The 22,398-nt window shown below is 32.3% G+C and carries 15 protein-coding genes; 9 read left to right on the top strand and 6 right to left on the bottom strand.

The window, feature by feature from the left end:
* Positions 1-12 precede the first annotated feature (12 nt).
* The 3 genes from G6N05_RS09590 to G6N05_RS09580 all read left to right on the top strand — a co-directional run bounded on the left by G6N05_RS09590 (position 13) and on the right by G6N05_RS09580 (position 7,917).
* The gene (locus tag G6N05_RS09590) at positions 13-5,652 is read left to right on the top strand and encodes a choice-of-anchor D domain-containing protein (RefSeq protein ID WP_166127694.1); all 5,640 of its coding nucleotides are present in this window, start codon (positions 13-15) and stop codon (positions 5,650-5,652) included.
* Positions 5,653-5,835: 183 nt separating this feature from the next.
* The gene (locus G6N05_RS09585; RefSeq protein ID WP_166127690.1) at positions 5,836-7,284 is read left to right on the top strand and encodes a glyceraldehyde-3-phosphate dehydrogenase; all 1,449 of its coding nucleotides are present in this window, start codon (positions 5,836-5,838) and stop codon (positions 7,282-7,284) included.
* 105 nt (positions 7,285-7,389) lie between these two features.
* Complete coding sequence (locus G6N05_RS09580; protein WP_166127686.1) at positions 7,390-7,917, top strand: SRPBCC family protein; 528 nt, start codon at positions 7,390-7,392, stop codon at positions 7,915-7,917.
* A 65-nt stretch (positions 7,918-7,982) separates the two neighbouring features.
* On the opposite strand, the gene G6N05_RS09575 is transcribed toward G6N05_RS09580, so the two are convergent.
* From G6N05_RS09575 to G6N05_RS09555, 5 genes are all read right to left on the bottom strand, one after another.
* Entirely contained in the window at positions 7,983-9,425 is a 1,443-nt protein-coding gene (locus G6N05_RS09575; protein ID WP_166127681.1) for an APC family permease, read from the bottom strand.
* 70 nt (positions 9,426-9,495) lie between these two features.
* Positions 9,496-10,560: a C40 family peptidase gene (locus G6N05_RS09570; RefSeq protein ID WP_166127678.1), complete on the bottom strand. Its 1,065-nt coding sequence runs from the start codon at positions 10,558-10,560 to the stop codon at positions 9,496-9,498.
* Between the two features lie 95 nt (positions 10,561-10,655).
* Entirely contained in the window at positions 10,656-11,696 is a 1,041-nt protein-coding gene (gene mltG, locus G6N05_RS09565; protein WP_225875151.1) for an endolytic transglycosylase MltG, read from the bottom strand.
* Between the two features lie 5 nt (positions 11,697-11,701).
* Positions 11,702-12,226, bottom strand: coding sequence for a GNAT family N-acetyltransferase (locus G6N05_RS09560; protein WP_166127673.1), 525 nt, complete (start codon positions 12,224-12,226; stop codon positions 11,702-11,704).
* Positions 12,227-12,281: 55 nt separating this feature from the next.
* Entirely contained in the window at positions 12,282-13,844 is a 1,563-nt protein-coding gene (locus tag G6N05_RS09555; RefSeq protein WP_166127670.1) for an NAD(P)/FAD-dependent oxidoreductase, read from the bottom strand.
* An 85-nt stretch (positions 13,845-13,929) separates the two neighbouring features.
* Here G6N05_RS09555 and G6N05_RS09550 point away from each other — a divergent pair, with 85 nt between their 5' ends.
* The gene (locus tag G6N05_RS09550) at positions 13,930-14,166 is read left to right on the top strand and encodes a hypothetical protein (protein ID WP_166127667.1); all 237 of its coding nucleotides are present in this window, start codon (positions 13,930-13,932) and stop codon (positions 14,164-14,166) included.
* Here G6N05_RS09550 and G6N05_RS09545 read toward each other — a convergent pair.
* Positions 14,158-16,005, bottom strand: coding sequence for a tetratricopeptide repeat protein (locus tag G6N05_RS09545; protein ID WP_166127664.1), 1,848 nt, complete (start codon positions 16,003-16,005; stop codon positions 14,158-14,160). The genes G6N05_RS09550 and G6N05_RS09545 overlap by 9 nt on opposite strands.
* 319 nt (positions 16,006-16,324) lie before the next feature.
* Between G6N05_RS09545 and G6N05_RS09540 the strand changes: the two genes are divergently transcribed.
* The 5 genes from G6N05_RS09540 to G6N05_RS09520 all read left to right on the top strand — a co-directional run bounded on the left by G6N05_RS09540 (position 16,325) and on the right by G6N05_RS09520 (position 22,362).
* On the top strand, positions 16,325-17,578 hold the full coding sequence (locus G6N05_RS09540; protein ID WP_166127661.1) for a tail fiber domain-containing protein: 1,254 nt from the start codon (positions 16,325-16,327) through the stop codon (positions 17,576-17,578).
* Between the two features lie 4 nt (positions 17,579-17,582).
* Positions 17,583-18,839, top strand: a complete 1,257-nt coding sequence (locus G6N05_RS09535; protein WP_166127658.1) for a tail fiber domain-containing protein — start codon at positions 17,583-17,585, stop codon at positions 18,837-18,839.
* 48 nt (positions 18,840-18,887) lie between these two features.
* The gene (locus tag G6N05_RS09530) at positions 18,888-20,621 is read left to right on the top strand and encodes a tail fiber domain-containing protein (protein ID WP_166127654.1); all 1,734 of its coding nucleotides are present in this window, start codon (positions 18,888-18,890) and stop codon (positions 20,619-20,621) included.
* Positions 20,622-20,811: 190 nt separating this feature from the next.
* On the top strand, positions 20,812-21,513 hold the full coding sequence (locus tag G6N05_RS09525) for a hypothetical protein (RefSeq protein ID WP_166127650.1): 702 nt from the start codon (positions 20,812-20,814) through the stop codon (positions 21,511-21,513).
* A 195-nt stretch (positions 21,514-21,708) separates the two neighbouring features.
* Complete coding sequence (locus tag G6N05_RS09520; protein ID WP_166127647.1) at positions 21,709-22,362, top strand: LytR/AlgR family response regulator transcription factor; 654 nt, start codon at positions 21,709-21,711, stop codon at positions 22,360-22,362.
* Positions 22,363-22,398: the final 36 nt, after the last annotated feature.

Below are 22,398 nucleotides of genomic sequence, written 5' to 3'. Positions count from 1 at the left end.
TTACTTACTTTTATGTTAGTACTCTTTTTAAATTTCACAAATGCACAAACTACTTTTTTCAATGCAAATTTTGAAAATGGAACAGGTGTTAATGCATGGACACCCACATCTACTGGAGTTAATGACAGTAATTGGTTGAGAGGTACTGATAATGCTCAGCATAATAGAGCTCCATTTTTGCTTGATCCTGGAACTGGTAATATAACAAGTTGTATGTATACTCAAAGACATGGAGGTGGATCTCAATATAAAAATTCAACAAATATTCTGGCCACTTCACCGATAATAGATTTTTCAGGTTATGAAAATATTACGTTATCCATTGATACAAGAACTTATATTTCAGACAACACGAACGACGGTATGAAGGTTCAATATCAATTGAACAGCGGAGGTTGGAAAAACCTAGGTAATGGATCGGGTTGGTATACTGAAAACATTAGTAGTTTAGGATCTAATGGATGGTCTGGCGGAGATAACAACTCCCTGTGGCAAACCAGAAACATTAATATTTCAACTCAAGATATTAATTTTAACGGTAACAACAATGTTCAATTTAGAGTTGTATTTGCTTCTAATGGTAATGCTCGTGGTATTGGTGGAGCTTTTGACAACTTTAAACTAATTGGTTTTGCAACTCCAGAAATTTCGGTTTCAGGAAATGGAACAAATATTATTGATGGGAACACAACTCCTACATTAGCAGATTTTACAGATTTTGGAGTGACTTCTATCGGGACTCCAATAACTAGAACGTTTACAATACAAAATAATGGATTATCGCCACTAACTATTGGAACTTTTTCTATTACTGGAGCTGATGCTGCAGAATTTACTTTAATAACCCCTCCAGCCGCATCAATAGCAAGTGGAGGATCAACTACTTTTACAGTAAGTTTTTCACCAGGAGCACTAGGTGTAGGAAATGCAACTATCTCTTTTGTAAATAACGATACTAATGAAAACCCATTTGATTTTGCTATTAGCGGAACAGGCGGTGAACCAGAAATTAACATTACAGGTTTTGGAAATAACATCTTTGATGATGCTTCCTCTGCTACTGGCACAAACGGAACTTTGTTTCCTGACGCAATACTAGGAGGAAATTCCACAAGTACTTTTACTATTCAAAATACTGGAACAACACCATTAAATTTAACTGGTGCTCCTTTTGTTCAGTTGTCTGGTAGTGGAACTTTTACCGTTACTGGTTTCCCAACTTCTCCAATACCAGCAGGTGGATCAGTTACATTTACAATAACATTTAGTCCTTCAACAGTTGGAAGTTATTTAGCAATTGTAACTATCAATAATAACGACACAGACGAAAGCATTTATGATTTTGCAATTCAAGGAAACTGTATTATATCAGGAAGAGAAATTGATATTCAAGGAAATGACACATCAATTTCAGATGCAGATACAACACCTTCAATTATTGATTTGACGGATTTTGGTACAACTTATGTTGGATTACCAATCTCAATTCCTTTTCAAGTATATTCTTTAGGAAGCAATACTTTAAGCGTAACTTCTGTAGCGATAACTGGAGGAACAGGCTTTACAACAACAAATTTAAATGAAAATATAAATTCAGGGTCAGTTGCCTCGTTTGTTGCAACTTTTACACCAACTGCTACAGGAACATTTAGTGCAACAGTTACTGTAAATAATGATAGCAATGTTACAGCAGGCAAAAATGTTTATACTTTTACAGTACGAGCTCAAGTAGCTGTAATGCCTACCATATCTAATGCTCCAGGAGGAGTTACAACTAATTTAAGACTTTGGCTAAAAGCAGACAAAAATATTGGTAGCTATACAGATGGAGCATCTTTAACAACTTGGCAAGATAACGTATTTGGTAATACAAGAAATGCTAATACAAAAACGTCTAAAAGCCCTGTTTTTTATAATAATGCAACAAATAATGTGAATTTTAACCCTGTAATAAATTTCAATGGTGGAAGCGCAATGTATGGAGGACAAGGTTTCAACAATCACGATATGTTTATCGTTGTTAAACCAAAGGTTGCTATTAATAGATCAACAAGTGCACAAGATATTTTTTGTGGTGATGATGTGAATACAAATCAAGGTAGCCAGGATGTTACTGGATTTTCAATGGGAAATTCATCTGCTAGATATTTAAACGAAATTGTTGCATACAACCAAGCCGCAAATACAGAATATGGTGAAGCAGAAATTAATGGTACTAAATCCTATGTTGGTCCTCAAATTTTTAATCCAAGAAAAAGAGATAATACAGCAAACAGTTTAATGCATATCTATAATAATGGTACACAACTTACTGCGTCAAATGTTGCTACTGGAACTTACAAAAACATACTAAATTCGAGATATTGGTTAGGAAGAAGTGAGTTTTTTGATTCAAGTTATGGTGGAGACATTTTAGAAGTTATTACTTATGACGCAAGAAATACAGATGGAAATAGAAGAAAAATTGAATCTTATTTAGCTATTAAATACGGAATTACATTAGGAAATAACGGAACAAGTTTAGATTATGTAGACTCAAATGGAACTACAATTTATAACGCTTCAGCTGGATTTAATTTTGATGTCGCTGGAATTGGAAGAGACGATGTGGCTCAACTAAATCAAAAACAATCAAAAACAGTAAATAAAGAAGAAGATATTACATTAGGATTGAATACTATTTTTGCCACAAATAATCAAAACTCAAATTCGTTTGGAAGTGACAAAAGATTCTTGATGTGGGGAAATAACAATGCAAGCTTAGCTGCTGCTGCTCCATTAATAGTTAATATAAGTTCTGGAATTACTCCTGCTTTAACCTCAAATGTTGATTTTACATCTGTTCAAAGAACATGGCGAGTAATTGAAACAGGTGGTGATGTTGGAACTGTAAAAGTATCACTACCTGCAACAATGTTAACAGCAACCTTATCGCCTCCAGGAGATTTTTATATGTTTATTTCTGATACTCCTGTATTTACACCAACTGCAGAATACCGAGTAATGACTGCTAATGGTTCTAACTTAGAGACTTCTTTTGATTTCAACGGAACAAAATACATCACTTTTGGATTTGCTCCAGAAAGAACTTTTGTTCGTGCAATCGATTTTAACGGAACTAGTGATTATGTAAATTCAGGAAATAATGTAAATTTAAATGGAAGTTTTTCAGCATCAGCTTGGATAAAAAGAGATGCAACAAACGGAACAATTTTAAGTAAGAAAAACGCAACTACAGGTTATGAATTTTTTATAAATGCGAGTGGAAATGCACAAATGACATGGACGAATGGAGCGGCAACTCAATCTATAACATCTACAATTGTAATTCCTGCTTCAAGGTGGCATAATTTAGCAGTTACTTATGATGGAACTATTGCAAGAATGTATATTGATGGAGTTTTAAATAATTCAGCAAATGTATTAGCGCCACAAAACAATGCTTTTGAATTTTTAGTTGCGGCATCAAATTCTGCATCAATTACTAAACATTTTAATGGATCAATTGATGAAGTTAGAATATGGAATTCAACATTATCTGTAAATCAATTGCGATTTTTAATGAATCAAGAAATGGATAAACATACAGATGGTTCTACTAAAGGTGCAATTATTCCACAAAACATAACACTAAATGAGGTTGTTAGTTTACCTTGGAGTAATTTAATGTTGTATTATCCAATGTCAACTTACACTTACACGAATGTTAAAGATAAGTCGAACAATAATATAACTGGTGCTTTGAAAAATGTAACAACAATTGACAGACAAACAGCACCGTTACCATATGATTCAAGAACAACCGGAAACTGGACTACAGCTACAACTTGGACAAATAACACATCAAACTACATTCCAAACTCAAACTCTGTTATTGATGGGTCAACTCCAATTGATTGGAATATTGTTAGAATAAACAATGATGTGACTTCAACTGGAAATAAAACTATGTTAGGATTACTTGTGGATACTACACGTAATTTATTTGTTCAAAACGATACTAAAATGCAAATTTCTCATTATTTGTTATTAAATGGTAAAATTGATTTGGTGGGTCGTTCTCAATTAATCCAAACATTAAATTGTGATTTAGATGTTGTAAGTACTGGAACTTTAGAAAGAGACCAACAAGGAACTGGAAATTTATTCAATTATAATTATTGGTCATCTCCAGTTAGTACAGAAGCGAGCGTTGTTTCAAATAACACAGGATATACTCTAAATAATGCCATGAAAAATGGTACAACTGCTACAACGCCAGCAAACATTAATTGGGTAGGCGGATTTAATGGAAGCACTTCTCCTTTTAGTATTGCAAGAAGATGGTTGCACAAATTCACTAATCTTTCTCCTGCTTATGCTAACTGGCAACAAATTACGGAAAACTCAATATTAGAAACAGGTCAAGGGTATTCAATGAAAGGAAGCGGTGTAGTAGCACCTCCTGCAATCAGTACACAAAATTATGTTTTTGTAGGAAAGCCTAATAATGGGTTAATTTCATCAACTGGATTAAATATTGGTGCAGGAGCTATAAATTTAATTGGTAATCCTTATGCTTCTGCTTTAGATGCTACAGCGTTTATTAATGATAATTTATCAAGAATTGATGGTACTTTATATTTTTGGGAACATTATGCTACGAATAACACTCACTATTTAGCAGCTTACCAAGGTGGTTATGCTACAAGAACCGCTTTAGGAGGGGTTTCTCCGGTTGCACCAGCTTTAATAAGTGGAGCGGGTTCAAGTACTAGAATACCAGGTAGATTTATTCCAGTTGGACAAGCATTCTTTGTGAAAGGAAATGCAACAGGTGGTACAATTACTTTTAATAATAATCAAAGGTTGTTTGTTAAAGAAGAAAATGCAGATTCTAATATTATGTTTAGAAATGCAACTAGTTCTAATTCTCAAAACTCAACTCAGGAAACGAATCAAGAAGATAATTTTGAAATTAGTCCATATAAATTAATTAGATTAAGCTTCACTGCTATTGAGGGTAATATGCAAAGACAACTATTATTAGGTTTTACACCAAACAATGAAGCAACTTCTGGATTAGATAATGGATACGATGGTGCAGCTATAGATTTGCAAACTAATGATGCTTATTTCCCATTATTGAATAAAAATTTAGTTATTCAGGCTGAAGGTACTTTTAATGATAATGGCATATTTCCTATTAACATTAAATCTTCTAGCAATGGAAATGGTAAATTTGTAATTGATGAATTAGTTAATTTTGATCAAAATCAAGAAATTTATTTACATGATAATCAAACTGAAATTTATCATAGCTTAAAAAATGGTGAGATAATATTACCAATCTCTACAGGTGAAATTACCAATCGATTTACTATTCGATTCAAAAACAACACCCTAGATAATGATTCATTCGACTTAAACACTAATACTTTTTATCATTTCAATAACGAATTGGTAATTTTACAACAACTTCTTGATGAAGATATTAATGAAATAAGAGTTTATAATGTTTTAGGTCAAAATATCAAAACTTGGACTTCTAACGATTTTGATTCAAGTTCAAGCAGAGTAACTTTACCAACAAAATCTTTTGCAAAAGGAGTTTACATCGTTAATGTAACAACTAAAAAAGGTAAATATTCTAAAAAAATTATTGTAGAATAATGAATTAATTGGAAAAATAAACATTTTTTTCACTAATGAGCTCGATATTGTATCGGGCTCATTTAGTTTTATTGAATAAAAATATGACGATTCGAAAGTATCATAAAAAAGTGTGAAAAAGCTTTACGAAAACGATTGAAATATATACTTTTGCATGAAATTAGTAACACAATCTATATTTTCATGAACAACAACACTATTTACGAAAAAGAATTAGCTTTTCAAGCAGACAGAAGAAAAGCATGTGTAGAATTCGTTAGAATTATAAGCGATTTATGGTTCGACAAATCTATTGAATTAGTATTATTTAGAAATCAATTGATAGATAGAAATGTTTCTGACATTATCAACTTACACGAATATGCTGGTGCTTTTGTAGAAAAACCAATTAATATTTTTGATTCGGTTGAAATTGCTAGAGCGATTGAAAATTTAGATTTACCACCTTCTCGTATAGATATTGGAAAATTAACGTACGAATTTCACTTAGAAGACGATAAATATAACGATGCCACTGCTTTTGTTATTGATAAATTAAAAAATGCAAAAGATACTTCTGAAATTGTTCCTAAAGATGTAGTACTTTACGGTTTTGGACGTATTGGTCGTTTATTAGCTCGTGAAATGATGAGCAAAATTGGAAAAGGACAACAATTACGTTTACGTGCGATTGTAACTCGTGATAAAAACGATGCAGTTTTATTAGAAAAACGTGCTTCTTTATTACGTTACGATTCAGTTCACGGTGATTTTGAAGGTTCAGTTACTGCAGATCCAGAAAACAATGCTTTAATTATCAATGGAACAACGGTTCATATTATTACAGCAAATTCTCCTGAAGAAATTGACTATACAGCATACGGAATTAACGATGCTTTAGTTATTGATAACACTGGTGCTTTTACAACTGAAGAAGCTTTAGCAAGACATTTAACTTCTAAAGGTGCAGATAAAGTTTTATTAACTGCTCCAGGAAAAGGTGTTCCAAATATTGTTTATGGTGTAAATCATGATGAATACAATCCAGACGAAGTAAATATTTTCTCAGCAGCTTCTTGTACAACTAACGCTATTACGCCAATTTTAGCTGTAGTTGAAGAAACTTTAGGAGTTGTAAAAGGGCATTTAGAAACGATCCACGCGTATACCAACGACCAAAACTTGGTGGATAATATGCATAAAAAATACCGTCGTGGTAGAGCGGCTGGTTTAAACATGGTAATTACTGAAACGGGTGCTGGTAGCGCTGTTGCAAAAGCTTTACCAAGTTTAGCAGGTAAATTAACTTCAAACGCTATTCGTGTTCCTGTTCCAAATGGTTCATTAGTGGTTTTAAATTTAGAAGTTGGTAGAGAAACATCTGTTAAAGAATTAAACGAAATCATGAAAAAATATGCTTTAGAAGGAAACTTAGTAGAGCAAATTAAATATTCAATGAACAACGAATTAGTTTCTTCTGATATCGTTGGAACATCTCAACCTTCAATTTATGATAGTAATGCTACAATCGTTTCTGGAGATGGTAAAAATATCGTTTTATACATTTGGTATGATAACGAATATGGTTACAGTCACCAAGTAATTCGTTTAGCGAAATACATTGCTAAAGTAAGACGTTATATGTATTACTAGTAGAAAGCAACATAAAATTTAAGAATCCGTCTCAGTGAAAATTGGGACGGTTTTTTTTTATCAAAAATATTGTAACTTTACTTTACTAACTAAAAACTATAAATTATGAGAATTTTAAAAAAAATACTGATTTTTATTTTAGCATTAATAGGATTACTATTAGTTGTAGCTTTATTTATTCCTAATAATTACACGGTTACTCACACTGTTACAATCAATAAACCTCAAAAAGAAGTTTACGATTTTGTAAAAACACTAAAAAATCAAGAAGAATGGAGTTCTTGGGTTTTATCTGATCCCAATATTAAATTAACTTATACTGGAGTGGATGGAACTGTTGGCGCAAAACAAACTTGGAAAGGTAATGAAGATGTTGGAGAAGGTAGTCAAACCATAACAAAATTAGACGGCGAACGCATTGATATCGATTTACATTTTATTAAACCATTTGAAGGATATAGTAAAGGTGCATCAATTATTAAAGCAGTAAATGCTAATTCATGTACACATACTGAAGAGTTTTACGGAACGGAATCCTATCCAAAAAACTTAATGTCGATATTAGCCAAAAAGTTCATTGGAGATGCATTCGAAAAAAATGGTGAAAACCTTAAAAAAGCTATAGAGAAATAAATCTTCTTTCAAATAAAAAAAGCCAAACAAATTACTACTTGTTTGGCTTTTTTATTTTTATAAATCTATTCTGATTTTCTTTGTGTGATATAATAAATCGGAATTCCTAATAACACAATCCCTAAACCTAAACCTGTATTTCTTGTATCATAAATCAATAAAGTAATACAAATTAAAGAAGTTATTACTATATACAAAATTGGCACAAACGGGTAACCAAAAGCTTTGTATGGTCGTTCTGCATTTGGTTCTTTTTTACGAAGGATGAAAATTCCGTAAATTGTTAAAATATAAAATAATAATGAAGCGAAAGTGGCATACGTTAATAAATCGCCATACTTACCAGACAAACACAATACCGAAGCCCATAAACATTGAAACCACAAAGCTTTTTCAGGAACGTTATTTTTGTTTAATTCGCCAGCTTGTTTAAAAAACAAACCATCTTGACTCATCGCATAAAACAATCGACCTCCAGCTAAAATAATTCCGCTATTGCAACCAAATGTCGAAACCATAATTAAACCTGCCATTACAAAAACCCCCACATTTCCTAAAATGATATTCGCTGCAGCTGCACCTACTCTATCATCTGTAGCAAACATAATTCCTTTACCTAAAACGCCAGCATCTTCTGGACTTCCGCCAATTGGCAACAAAGCCAAATAAGCCAAATTCGCCAGAATATAAATTACAGTTACAATCAAAGTTCCTAAAAACAAACTTCTTGGTATGTTCTTTTTTGGATCTTTAATTTCGGTAGCAATAAACGTCACATTATTCCATGCATCACTAGAAAATAACGAATTAATAATCGTTGCTCCCATCGCACCTAATAACGCAATTCCGCTTAATTTAGTTACTGTTAAACTTCCATCTTCTTCTAAAACCGTTTTAGAAGCTTCCCACATATTTTCAAAATTATGACTTAAAATATCAGTTTGTAAACCCACATATAATCCTAAAATGATTAAAGCGAACAACGCGAATAACTTTGCAACGGTAAATAATAATTGGATTTTTTTACCACTATTCACCCCTTTTGTATTGATGAAAGTTAGTAATACAATACTAACAATAGCTAAAACTTGTTTTAAATTGATGGTATACGAACCAATTTCGAGAAGTGTTTTATCTAATTCTGGAATAAAAACGGCGGTATAATTGGCAAAAGCTACTGCAACGGCGGCAATTACTCCTGTTTGTATTACAGAGAAAACGGTCCAACCGTATAAAAAAGACATTAATTTTCCGTAAGCTCTTTGAATGTAAACGTATTGTCCACCAGCGTTTGGCATCATTCCGGCTAATTCTCCATAACTTAAAGCGGCCGACATCGTTAACAAACCTGTAACCAACCAAATGACTAAAATCCAAGCGGCAGAACCAACATCTCGGGCCATTGCGGCAGTTACAATAAATATTCCGGAACCGATCATCGAACCAGCAACTAAACTAGTTGCATTTAACAATCCTAATTCTTTTTTAAACTCAGTTTTGTTCTCCATAGTAAAATTATAGTTTTGCTAAAGATAAAAAAAGAAAACGATTTTCAATAAAGAATATGAATTTGAACTATTATTGAGAGATTACTCGGTTAATTTGCACGAAGTGTTTGTCATAATAATCTTCTGTAACCGAAGAAATTATCACACCTGAACTGGTAGATGAATGTACAAATTTAATATCATTTTCAGAAACTTCGGTGATTAAACCTACGTGATTTATTCTTGACGAACCACCTGTTGCAAAAAAGATTAAATCACCTTTTTGAGCAGAAATTTTATCAATTTTAATACCAACTGAAGCTTGTTCACTTGAAGATCTTGGCAACGTAATATCAATAGTTTTAAAAGAAGAAAACATCAATCCAGAGCAATCAAAACCAGCAGAATCTGTTCCGCCACTTCTATATTTTACACCAATATTACTTGAAGCAGTTGCAATTACGGATTCCGCATTTAACAAACCTTTTTCAGATACTAGATTAATCTCCTTTGGAAAAACAACTTGATCTACAACAACTTCTTTATCTATTTTTTCAGATGTAAGAATCACCAAACGTGTACCAACAGCTAATTCGTTTTTAATTTGCGGATTTAATTGTTCTAATTCAGCAATGCTGATTTTATATTTTTTAGAAAGTCCGTATTTGGTTTCTTTAGGTAAAACGGTATGAAAAACTTCTTGAAGCGCATCTATTTTCTCAACTTTTTCAATTTTGTCCTTTTTTTGTTTTGGTTGTTCAACAACAATTTTTTCTGGAATGGAATAATTTATTGATTTAGAAAGTCGCACAACCTGTCCAATTTTCAAACCTTCCGATTCAATACTTGGATTTAATTGTTTCAATTTTTCGATACTAATATTGTATTTTTTCGATAATCCGAATAAAGTTTCTTTCGCAACCACTTCGTGTTCTAGTACTTCTACATCTTTCTTCTCAGAAATTTTCAAAACAGCATTGACATCTAAACCTTTTTTTGCAGTTGGATTTAGTTCTTCCAATTGAGAAACAGAAACCTTATATTTTTTAGAAATACTATAAAGCGATTCACCTTTACGTACAGTATGTGTTAGATTTTCTTGCGAAAAACCCAAACTTATAAAAAGAGAAAAAATGGCAGTTATAAAAAATTTCATTGTATAGTAACGTAAAAAATAGAAGAATAGTATAAAAAAATCAGGTGTAAGTAGTCTTTTTAACACTTACACCTGATTTAAAATATTTTATGAAGTTATCTTTTGTAATTCTGTTTGGCAACCCAATCAGCGTATTTTGCAGCCACTTTTAAGTGTTCGTTATAGTCGGTTGCAAATTCATGGTAACCAAATTTTTCTACACTGGCACAGAAATATAAATAGTCATGTTTTTCTGGACTTAAAACCGCATCAATTGCTGATACATCTGGCATAAAGATTGGTCCTGGAGGTAAACCTGTATTTCTATAAGTATTATATGGAGAACTTGTCATTAAATCATTGTGCATCACACGTTTTACCACTAAATCCCAATTGTTTGACTTTTGTTTTAATGCATAAATCACCGTTGGATCCGCTTGTAATGGCATGTTCTTATTTAATCGGTTTAAATAGACACCAGCAACTTTTGGTCTTTCGTCTGCTTTAGCGGTTTCTTTATGTACGATTGAAGCTAAAGTATAGACTTGAGCTGGAGTTAAATTCAACGCTTTAGCTTTTGCCAATCTACCGTCATTCCAAAATCTTTTGTATTCTTTTGTTAATTTTTCAGACAATTCTTCTGGAGTAATGTTCCAATAAAATTCGTAGCTATTTGGTATAAAAAACGACATTACATTGTCTTTATTCAAACCATTTTCTTGTAAAAAAGTATCGTTTGTGAAGATGTCTTTCAATTTTGTCGTATCAGGTTCAATTTGTGAAGCCAATCTCACGAATAAATCTTGTACTTTTTCCTGATTGTTAAACGCTAATTTCACAGGAACATTTAATCGTAACGCACGAACAATGCTGAAACTGCTCATTCCTTTTTTCAATAGAAATTTACCTGCTTTTACATTCGTATCATATTCTCTTTTTGAAGCAACCCAATCAATTTTATCTTGATTTTCTACATATGGCGCTAAAATTTTCTTTACATCTTCGTATTTAGAATCAGTTGGAATGTATACAAACATTTCCTCTTCTTCAAATTTTGTATTTCCTGTAAAAGCTTTATTAATTACATATCCACCACAAATCATGATTAATATTGTACCAATAACGATAATTCTTCCGAATATTTTTTTTGCTCCCAAAATTTTTATTTTTTATGTATTAGTTGAAAAAGTACTTCATCTACAAAAGTACCATTTATTTTATTCCAGTCTTTTTTTATGCCGATTTTTTGAAACCCAAAATTACTAAAAAGCTGTAAACTAGCTTCATTATTTGAAGTAATATTTGCAAATAATTGATGTAAATTCAAATGTGTAAAAGCGTAATTAGAAAGCAATTCTAATGTTTCTTTCCCAATCCCTTGATTTCTAAAGTTTTCCGAAATTATAATTCCAATTCCGGCACGACTATTTTTGGCATCAAAATCGAACAAATCAATTAATCCTACTTTTTCATTAGTTGCAGACAAAACAATAACCAATCGCAATTGTTTGGCTTCAAAAATATCTTGATGCGCATTTTCTAAATATTGCTTCAAAACCCATTTACTATATGGCGTTTGCGTGTTGCTTACTTCCCAAATCGATTCGTTGTTTTCTATTTCGTATAGAAAATCTAAATCTTCAGGTTCGAGTGCTCGCAAATGGATATTTTGTCCTTTTAATGTCATACTGTTTTTTTTACCGCAAAGACGCTAAGGTTTTCGCAAGGATCGCAAAGATTTTTTAATTACCTAATGCTTCTTTAATTTTCAACGCGCATTTTTCACCATCGATTGCTGCAGAAATAATTCCACCTGCATAACCAGCTCCTTCTCCGCAAGGATATAAACCTTTAATTTGAACATGTTCCAAAGTGAAATTATCTCTTGGAATACGAACTGGCGATGACGTTCTACTTTCTGGTGCATGTAAAATGGCATCGTTAGTTAAATAACCATGCATCGATTTTCCGAAAGCTGAAAAACCTTCTCGCATCGTTTGTGTTAAAAATGATGGGAAAACTTCCCCTAATTCTACCGAAGTTGTTCCTGGCACATATGATGTTTTTGGAATATCTTTTGAAACTTTAGTCTGTGTAAAATCTATCATTCTTTGTGCTGGAACTTTTTGTGATTTTCCTGCCAATTGCCATGCTTTTTGTTCAATTTGTTTTTGAAATTCCATTCCAGCTAAAGGTCCGAATTTTTCAAAAGGTTTGAAATCTTCTAAACGCAATTCGACTACAATTCCAGAATTGGCAGTAGCTTGATCTCGTTTACTTGGACTCCAACCATTCGTAACTACTTCTCCATCAGCTGTGGCACAAGGTGCAATTACGCCACCTGGACACATACAAAACGAATACATCCCACGTCCATTGACTTGTTTTACGATTGAATATGGAGATGGTGGTAAAAATTCGCCACGGAAATCGCAAGAATACTGAATTTTATCAATCAATTCTTGTGGATGTTCTGCACGAACGCCTAATGCAAATGGTTTCGCTTCGATGAAAATTTCTTTTTTATGTAATAATTCGAAAATATCACGAGCGGAATGTCCGGTTGCTAAAATGATTTTTTTAGAATGGATTGTTTCTCCGTTTTGAGTTACAATTCCGTCCACTTCATTATTTTTAACTAAGATATCAGTAACACGTGTTTCGAACAAAACTTGACCGCCACATTCGATAATTTTATCGCGAATATCTTGAATAATTTGTGGTAATTTATTGGTTCCGATGTGTGGATGTGCTTCTACTAAAATTTCTTCAGTTGCTCCGAAAGCCACTAATAATTGTAAAATTCTATCTACATCGCCACGTTTTTTGGAACGAGTATATAATTTCCCATCAGAATACGTTCCTGCTCCGCCTTCTCCAAAACAATAATTGGAATCGACGTTTACAATTCCGTCTACATTTATCGCTTTTAAATCTCTACGACGACCACGAACATCTTTTCCGCGCTCTAAAACTATTGGTTTTAAACCTAATTCTATTAATTGCAAAGCAGCAAATAATCCGGCCGGACCAGCACCAACAACTATAACTTCTTGTTTATTAGTAACGTTTGGATAATTGGGTAATTCAATTTTAGATTCGGTAAACACCTCATCTTTAAAGTAAATATTTAGTTTTAAATTGAATTTTATGGCTTTTTGTCGGGCATCAATAGAGCGTTTTACCACCACAATTTTTTGTAAATCAGATATAGAAGTATGTACTAATTTAGAAACGTGTTGGTATAACATTTCTTCGTTATTCGCCATTTCTGGAGAAACTTGAATGAGTAGTTCGCGTGGCATTAATTTTTTATCTTAAAATGTAATGCAAAAGTACAAATTTTATAATGGATTTGAAAAGAGCTTAAATCATTTGTAACTTTGCCCGATGAGACAAATAAAACTAATTTGGGATTTTCGTGGACAAGCTTCAGCAAAAACGGCGGAACATCATGAAATTCATTTGAAAGAATTTTTAGAAAAAGAGAATTATCCTTTAAAAATTACGGGTTTTGAAATTTTAAACGACATGTATGCGATTGCTTATTTAGTTGTTGAAGAAGCCGATATGATTACTTTTAGAGATGCATTGCGCCCACATAGAGGAGAAGTTTACTCAACTTAGATTTTTCAAAAAATCCTGCAGCGATTGTTCTTTTGGGATGTCCATTTTTTTTCTCAAAATAGAACGATAATTATCAATGCTTGCAGGTGCAATATTTAACTGTTGCGCAATTTGCTTGGAAGACAATTGAAGCATAACCAAACTTGCCAAGCGCGTTTCCTTTTCAGTTAAACTCGGGAAAACAGAGGTTAATTTTTGATAGAACGAATCAGTTGTTTGTTGAATTTCAGAATATAGCTTTACCTTTTCGGCATTTTGATTAATGTTATCATTAATGAACAGAACCAATTCAGTAATCTTATTTTGAGTTTTAGAATCTTTTAATTGTAACTCTTTAATCTTATTTTTTATATCCTCTAAAATTTCGTTTTTTTCAGAAATATGAATAGCAAAATCCGTAATCTCTTTATTCTTAAACTCAATTTCTCTTTCCTTTTTTAGATTAATAACTTCCAATATTTTTTTCTCGGAAAGAACCACCGATTCTTTCAAATGAAAGACTTTCTTTTTTTTATTAAAATACAATATCATAAGAAGAATGATTAATGCAGAAATTAGAAAAACGGCAATTATAATTGTTTTTTGATTTTTCTCCTTTCCTCTCAGAATTTCATAATCCTTAGTTTGTATTGCTAATTCATTTTTAAGATTATCATATTTAAATTCAACTCTCTGAGAATTAATGTTTTCCTGCAAATTAGCATTATTAAACTCATCTTTAAATTGAATTCTTTTTAATTGAAATTCATACGCTTTTTGAAAATTATTTTCTTTTTTGTACCCTAATTCTAAAATTCCATAAAAATCAATTATGGACGAAGACGGTATGTTTTTATTTGATGCTATGTGCTTTTCAATTAAATCCTCGGATTTAGATATTTCATTTGTTGCAATAAATCGTTTGGATTTCAAAACTATCAAATCGTCTTCAAAACCACTAATTTTTTTTATTAATTTTTCAACTATTTCAATATAATGATCGGCAGTTTTTAATTCATTAAGAGCAATAAAACAATTTGCCAAATACAAATTAGATTTCATTTCACCGACTGCGAAACCGGCAGATTTCGACTCATCTAGTATTTCCTCGAAAAGAACAATAGCTTTCTTATATTTTTTTAAATCATAATATGCAATTGCAATATTAGTTTCACAACTTATCACCCCTACTTTATCATTCAACGATTGATATATCTTAAGCGCTTTATTGTAATATTCAATTGATTCTATAAAATCCAACTGAGAATTGGAAATTATTGAAAAAAGCAGAAAAGTATCCGCTAAGGTGTTTTTTGAAATATTTATATTCTTTAGATTATCATTTAAAATTAATAGCGCTTTATCATAATTATTCAATTGAATATAATAATAGGCGATATCATTATTAATTAAATCCTTACTGTCCTTATCTATTAAATGTACAGTTTTTCCATAATAGTCTTTGGCTTTTAATAAATTTTCATAGGCTTCTGAAAAGTTTCCCTTATGAAGCGCAATCTTCCCTAAAACTCTATAACAATTGGCTTGATACTCAAAAGCCCCATTTATTGTTCTTAATTTCAGTAAAGCTTCTTTTAGAAACTGTGTTGATTTTTGAAAATCACTTTTATAATAGTACGTTAATCCGATTAACCAATAAGCCCTTGCTTCTCCTTTATCATACTTCACCAACGAAGCTTTATTCAATGATGAATTCAAGATAACCAAGGCACCACCAATATTAGATTTCAGCACATTTTCGGCCTGATCTTGCATTTTGTCAATCTCAATAGTCGACCCTTGAGAAAAGACAAAAAAAGAAAAACTAAAATAAAGGAAGAATAAATAAGCAATTTTCATTTGATGTAGATTTGAATGCAATGTTAGATAAAATTGAGAACAAAACCCAATATGATGAGAAAATATGGAGATAAAAAAAATCCTAAAACACTGACTTGTAGATAGATTTGTATAAATAACAATTGGGTATTTGAAAAACGAAATTCATGCCTAATTGGTAAATTATTACAAAAAAGCATTTTTACTTTCAATATACATTCCCAATCAACAATAAAATCCTGAGAAAGATTGAATTGTTTAAAAAAAATAAAAGCAACGAATTTTCGCAAGAAATAAAACCAAATACAACCATAAAAATCACAACCAAAACTAATTTAAAATGAAGCACTTTAAAAAAATTTTAATTTTATTTGTTCTACTCACTTCCCATCTGTGTTCATTTTCTCAGGTAGGTATTGGAACAACAACCCCAAACGCAAGTTCAGCTCTGGATATTACCTCCACAACGGGAGGTATGCTAATCCCTAGAATGACACAAGTACAAAGATTGGCTATTGGTACTCCCGCTAACGGTTTACTGGTTTATCAAAACAATTTAACCGCTGGGTTTTATTATTGGGATGGTACCGTTTGGAAAACATTTGGAGGTGGCTCCGGATGGGCACTTACTGGTGACTCTGGTACAACTGCTGGAACCAATTTCATTGGAACTACCGATGCAAACGGATTGAATATCTCTACAAATAACACAGAAAGAATTCGCGTGAATGCAACGGGTTTAATAGGTATAGGTACAACGTCACCAACAGAAGAATTACACTTAGTGGGTACTTCTCCAGTTTTTAGGTTTCAAGACGGAAACGAAGGAGTCAATAAAATATTAAAGTCTGATGCAAATGGTAATGCCTATTGGGCCAATACCACAGCAGCAACTGGCGCTGATGATGACTGGCGCTTTTTGAGTGGTAGTGGTTTTGCAGATCCTGCTTATCATACTGGAGGCAATGTAGTTATAGGCAGAATAGGAACTTCAACACATACTTTAGATGTTGACAATGGAATTGGTACTACTACCCTCGGCATAGGAGACGTTGAATATTTTCAAGAAGGGAATAATGAAATTAGAGTGAGTCATAGTCTAGTAAAAGCACCTGGTGCGGCATATTCTACTTTAGGAAATATAGGGCCAACTCTTGAATGGAACACCATTTATACGATAAACAACGCAAACACACCTTCTGACAAAAAGTTCAAAAAAGATATTCACGATCTAAATTATGGTTTAGAGGAATTAATGCAACTAAACCCCATTTCATACAAATGGAACGAGGTTACCATTGGAAGTGTGAATCTTCCGCTTGAAGAAAGGGAACTAAAATTAGGTTTTATAGCTCAAGAAGTTGAGAAAATAATTCCCGAAACCGTTATTTCACATTCATTGAAAAAAAATGGTGAAAGTGAAACAGATAAATTTGAATACACAAAAAATGATCTTTTATCAATGAACTACGAAGCATTATTACCTCTTATAGTTAAAGCAAAACAAGAGCAACACCAAAGAATTATAAAATTACAAAATGAAAATAACGCTTTACTTAAAAAAGTAGAAGAGCTTAATGCAAAACAAAAATAAAAAGATGAGAAAAATAATTCAATTAATAATTATCTTATGCACAAGTACTGCTATTTATGCACAAGTTGGAATTGGCACAACCAACCCAAATACAAGTGCTAATTTAGAAATACTTAGCTCAACTGGCGGGATTTTAATCCCGAGAATGACTCAAGCACAGCGCAATTTAATAACAGTAGGTGCAACACAAAACGGTTTGTTAATTTATCAAACAGATGCTACTCCAGGTTTTTATTATTATAATGGAACAGCATGGGTCAGTTTTGGCGGTGGATCTGGGTGGAGTATTACTGGAAATTCAGGGACAAGTTCGGCAACAAATTATATAGGTACTACAGATGTGAAAGACTTTGTTGTAAAAACAAATGGTAATGAAGCTATGCGTTTTACCTCTAACGGTAAGATAGGTATTGCAAACACAAATCCCCAGAATAAACTACATTTAGGTAATGGTACAGGTCCCGTTCTAAGAATTCAAGATGGCAATCAGACTAATGGTTATCTAATGTTTTCTGATGCAAGTGGTAATGCAACTTGGACAAATCCTGGCATATTAGGATTCGCAGACTTCGATTGGGATTTTGTAAGTGGAACCACAAACGCAGACGTTATAAAACGCAGTGGTCAAACAACTATTGGTGTAGCTGCAGCTACCGATTATAACCCTTCACTAACTAGTTGTTTAATGGATATAGATAATGGAACTGGAAATGGAACTCAAATAGGGGTTGGTTCTAATGAATACATTCACGATTACGACAACTTAACAGGGTTTAGTCACAATTTGGTTCCTATTGTCAATAATTCCATAAGTCTTGGAACTTCTGCTAATCGATGGGATGAGACTCAAACAGTAAATGGAATTAATTCTACTTCAGATTTAAGAGAAAAGACACAGATAAAACCATTAAGTTATGGTTTGAATACATTACTAAAATTGCGACCTGTAAGTTACAATTGGAAAAAAAAGTATGAAAGCCCGGAAAAATATGAAAGCCCGTTAAAAAAAATGGAGATAGGTTTTATTGCTCAGGAATTACAGAAACAAATTCCCGAAGTTGTTATTAGTACCAATTGGGTTGCAAAAAGAGATAAGAAAAACAATTTAGTTTATGTAAAAGAAAATACACCAAACTTATTAGTAACCTATGATGATATTCTTCCTGTTATTGTAAAAGCAACTCAGGAACATCAATATAGTATTGAACAAATAGAAAAACAAACACAAAAAATTGAAGAATTAATTAAAAAGCTTAAATAATATATTTAATCCTATTAATTGTCTGCACTTAATTAAATCAATTCTGAAATGAAAAAATATTTACAACTATTAGTTATATTGCTAGTAAACCTACCTCTATTTGCACAGGTTGGCATAGGAACCACATCACCTAATACGAGTGCTGCTCTTGATATAGTAAGCTCGACAAAAGGGGTGTTAATACCTCGTATGACACTAGCGCAGCGTGGCTCAATACCTGTTGGTGCAACACAAAACGGCTTATTAATTTATCAAACAGATGCCAGTCCAGGATTTTATTATTACAATGGTACGGCATGGGCAACCTTTGGTAGTGGTTCTAGCTGGGGCTTAACAGGTAATGCTTCAACAACACCGGCTGCTAATAAATTAGGAACTACAGACGGGCAAGATTTTGTAATAAAAACAAACAACACAGAAGCAATGCGCATTACTGCTGGTGGAAATATAGGTATTGGGACTATCACACCATCAACGTTATTTCATTTAAAAGACCTTACCGGTTCAGGGGGAACATTATTCAGTCAAGATTTTGAATCAGTTCCACTTGGAAATGTATCACTGGTTACAACTAACAATCCTTATTCTAAGGAGAATATTGTCTGTGTTAATAAGTGGAAAATCCAAAATACGGATAACGCAAACGCAACATGTGCAACTAAATGTACAAATAGAAGGGCTACAATAGATTATGGTTCCAGCGAATGTGCTAATCAGAATGCTACTTTAGTTCTAAAAATTGGTGTCATTAATGTAGCAAGTATGAACGTTTCTTTTGATTACAATTATAATTGGTATGATGGAGGCGAAAGCTTTCAAGTAGATCTATATAATGAAACAACATCAAGTGTAGCATCTACTCTCTTAGGACCACTGACTAGTGATTCAGGTGAAGTTAATTTTTCTCAATCCGTTACTGGATACACAGTAGGCAATAGTTATTCATTGCGTTTCACATATATAGCAACAGATGATATGGGAGCTTCATTGGATAATGTAGTTGTTACCTCTCCTCCAACCTTATTTCGAATAAATGATGGAACACAAGCTAATGGCTATGCGCTAACATCAGATACAAATGGAGTTGCTACATGGAAACCAGCAGGTGTGGGAGGTTCAGATGATGACTGGGCATTTACCAGTGGTATTACTAATTCTGACCCTATTTATCACCAAGGTTACGTAAAAGTAGGTACACCAACTGCATCTACTCATAATTTACATGTTTATAACGGCGCTACCTCAGGTACTGTTCTTAGTCTCGGTTCGGTTGAATACATTAGAGACGGGGTGGCAGATTGGGGTTTTGGTTATCCATTGGTTCCACTTACAACAGGAGTGCAAAATTTAGGTTCACCAACTAATAGATGGGTAACTGTTTGGACGAGCTTAGTTTCCAGACTTGCTGATGTTACCAAAATGACCGAAATACAACCTCTCCCTTATGGAATAGATCAAATTATGAAATTGAATCCAATAACATATAAATGGAAAAAAGAAAGATTAGATGATTTTATTATCCCAGAAGAAGAAAAGAGTCCGAAAATTGGTTTTTCAGCACAAGAATTATTACTGGTTTTACCAGAAGTAGTAGAAACCTATCAATGGAAAGAACGAGAAGAAAACCCAGGTATTTTAGTTAAAGAAGTAGGAGAGCGATTGGCGGTAAACTATTCGGAAATCATTCCAGTTATAGTTAAGGCTATTCAAGAACAAGAAGCTAAGATCAAAGAATTAGAGATCACAAATGAAAAATTAAAACAATTGATTACAAAATATTAAAATTCATTTAGTACACATCTATTATAAAGCGCGTAAACTAGAATTGCTTAAACAAAGTAAAAAAAAAACAAGAAAACATTATATTTTATTGAGATAAAAATATATTCTAGTGAGATATTAGTGAGATGCAATAATGCTTTGGTTTTATATTTGTAAATACATTTGCATCTGAAAATATCAAAAAAACAAAATGAAAGTAAATTTTTTAATTTTATTTGTAGTTATGTCTACTAATAAAATGAGTTCTCAAGTAGGAATAAATACAACTGCTCCAACAAAAACATTAGATGTAAATGGGGAAGTGAGAATTAGGACTTTACCCGTTACAAACGCTTCAACATCATTAACTGTTGATGCTTCTGGTAATGTAGGTGTAAGTAATAATTATGTATTATATGATTTGGTTTCTGTGGATGCGACCGCCGCAGTAGATTATACACCCCCAAGTACAGCAACACTTACTAAAAACGATATAAATTTAGGAATATCACAAACAGTAACCATTCCTGCAAACAAAAACGCAAAAGTTGTGGTCCATTATTCTGTTCCAATGGGGCTTGCAACGGAAGATGATTTTAGTGGTTATTTAGGAATTCGCTTTTTAAAAAATACTGTTGAAGCTGAAGAAGGTTCCAGAAAATTTACAATTGACAAACAACTTGGATCACCAGCAGAAATTTTTCAAATGTTTGCGGTTACAACAACTTATACAGAAACTTTTGCACCAAATGCATCACCAACTGTCATTACATATGCATTAAACGGCTATATGGAAATGTATAGCACCTATACGACAATAATACCAACTATTAGGTATAATATGTGGAGTACTGGTACAAATTACAATTGGGGTAGAGCAACAATGTCTGTGCAAGTTTTTATTAAAGATTAACTCAACGCATCACAAAGATATATTTCATTAAAAACCAACAAATTAAGTGATCTAAATCCCCATAAAAAGACTGGTTCTGTCTATTGTTTTGAAAGATTATCTCCATATAATTTTATTAATGCAAAATCATAAGGATTAAACATTAAAGTTCCGGTTTATACAAAAGATAATTTATTTGTCCATTAAAAAAATAATTTGTTTGGGAAAAAAGGGGTGTCTTGTCAAAAAGCCCCCTTTTTTAAACAAATTCATAAAAAAAAAATCGAATTATTAAAAAAACATAAATCTAAAAGAAAACAAAACAAAATAATAGAGAGAATGATTACTGATTTAATTATTGAGACAGAACTAAACCAAACAGGTAATAACAAAATCAGGTCTAATACATGCTCATATTGCAATAGTCATGAAGATACAAAGCATATAACAAAAGTATCCAATGAAATGACTAAGTTTTTTCAAGAAACAAATGAATTCTCTTCTTATGAAACAGATACTCCAAATTTAATTGAACAACATCATCCTGTTGAAAGAGATTTTGTTTTTATAAAACTGAGGAGTAAATATCAAAAAATAATGCTCAACACAATTCTTTTCATTAAAAGCGAAAAAAACTATTTAAACATAAAGACCACTGAAAAAGAATATCGATTCAGATCTACTATTAAGGATTTCATCTTCAAATTACCAGAGAATTTTATACAGACACATAAAAGTTTTATCATAAACAGTTCAAAAATTGAAAATTTCAACAGTGATACAATAACACTAATTGATAATATGAAAATTTCAATTTCAATTTCCTGTAAAAAAGATGTTCTCATAAAATTGCAGCATCAATTATTATAGTTTTTAAATCCTAAAATATTGTTTATCGTTTTAATT

It is taken from the genome of Flavobacterium bernardetii (genome assembly GCF_011305415.1).
Lineage (GTDB): Bacteria > Bacteroidota > Bacteroidia > Flavobacteriales > Flavobacteriaceae > Flavobacterium > Flavobacterium bernardetii.
The sequence above is the reverse complement of the archived record's forward strand: the minus strand, read 5'-3'. Positions and strand labels throughout refer to the sequence as shown.

Bases quoted from the DNA above. Each gene is read 5' to 3' on its own strand.
- G6N05_RS09570 (WP_166127678.1), bottom strand. From the start codon at position 10,560: ATGAAATTTTTTATAACTGCCATTTTTTCTCTTTTTATAAGTTTGGGT.
- G6N05_RS09550 (WP_166127667.1), top strand. From the start codon at position 13,930: ATGAGACAAATAAAACTAATTTGGGATTTTCGTGGACAAGCTTCAGCA.
- G6N05_RS09535 (WP_166127658.1), top strand. From the start codon at position 17,583: ATGAGAAAAATAATTCAATTAATAATTATCTTATGCACAAGTACTGCT.
- G6N05_RS09545 (WP_166127664.1), bottom strand. From the start codon at position 16,005: ATGAAAATTGCTTATTTATTCTTCCTTTATTTTAGTTTTTCTTTTTTT.
- G6N05_RS09580 (WP_166127686.1), top strand. From the start codon at position 7,390: ATGAGAATTTTAAAAAAAATACTGATTTTTATTTTAGCATTAATAGGA.
- G6N05_RS09555 (WP_166127670.1), bottom strand. From the start codon at position 13,844: ATGCCACGCGAACTACTCATTCAAGTTTCTCCAGAAATGGCGAATAAC.
- G6N05_RS09575 (WP_166127681.1), bottom strand. From the start codon at position 9,425: ATGGAGAACAAAACTGAGTTTAAAAAAGAATTAGGATTGTTAAATGCA.
- G6N05_RS09530 (WP_166127654.1), top strand. From the start codon at position 18,888: ATGAAAAAATATTTACAACTATTAGTTATATTGCTAGTAAACCTACCT.
- G6N05_RS09590 (WP_166127694.1), top strand. From the start codon at position 13: ATGTTAGTACTCTTTTTAAATTTCACAAATGCACAAACTACTTTTTTC.
- G6N05_RS09585 (WP_166127690.1), top strand. From the start codon at position 5,836: ATGAACAACAACACTATTTACGAAAAAGAATTAGCTTTTCAAGCAGAC.
- G6N05_RS09560 (WP_166127673.1), bottom strand. From the start codon at position 12,226: ATGACATTAAAAGGACAAAATATCCATTTGCGAGCACTCGAACCTGAA.
- G6N05_RS09525 (WP_166127650.1), top strand. From the start codon at position 20,812: ATGAAAGTAAATTTTTTAATTTTATTTGTAGTTATGTCTACTAATAAA.
- G6N05_RS09540 (WP_166127661.1), top strand. From the start codon at position 16,325: ATGAAGCACTTTAAAAAAATTTTAATTTTATTTGTTCTACTCACTTCC.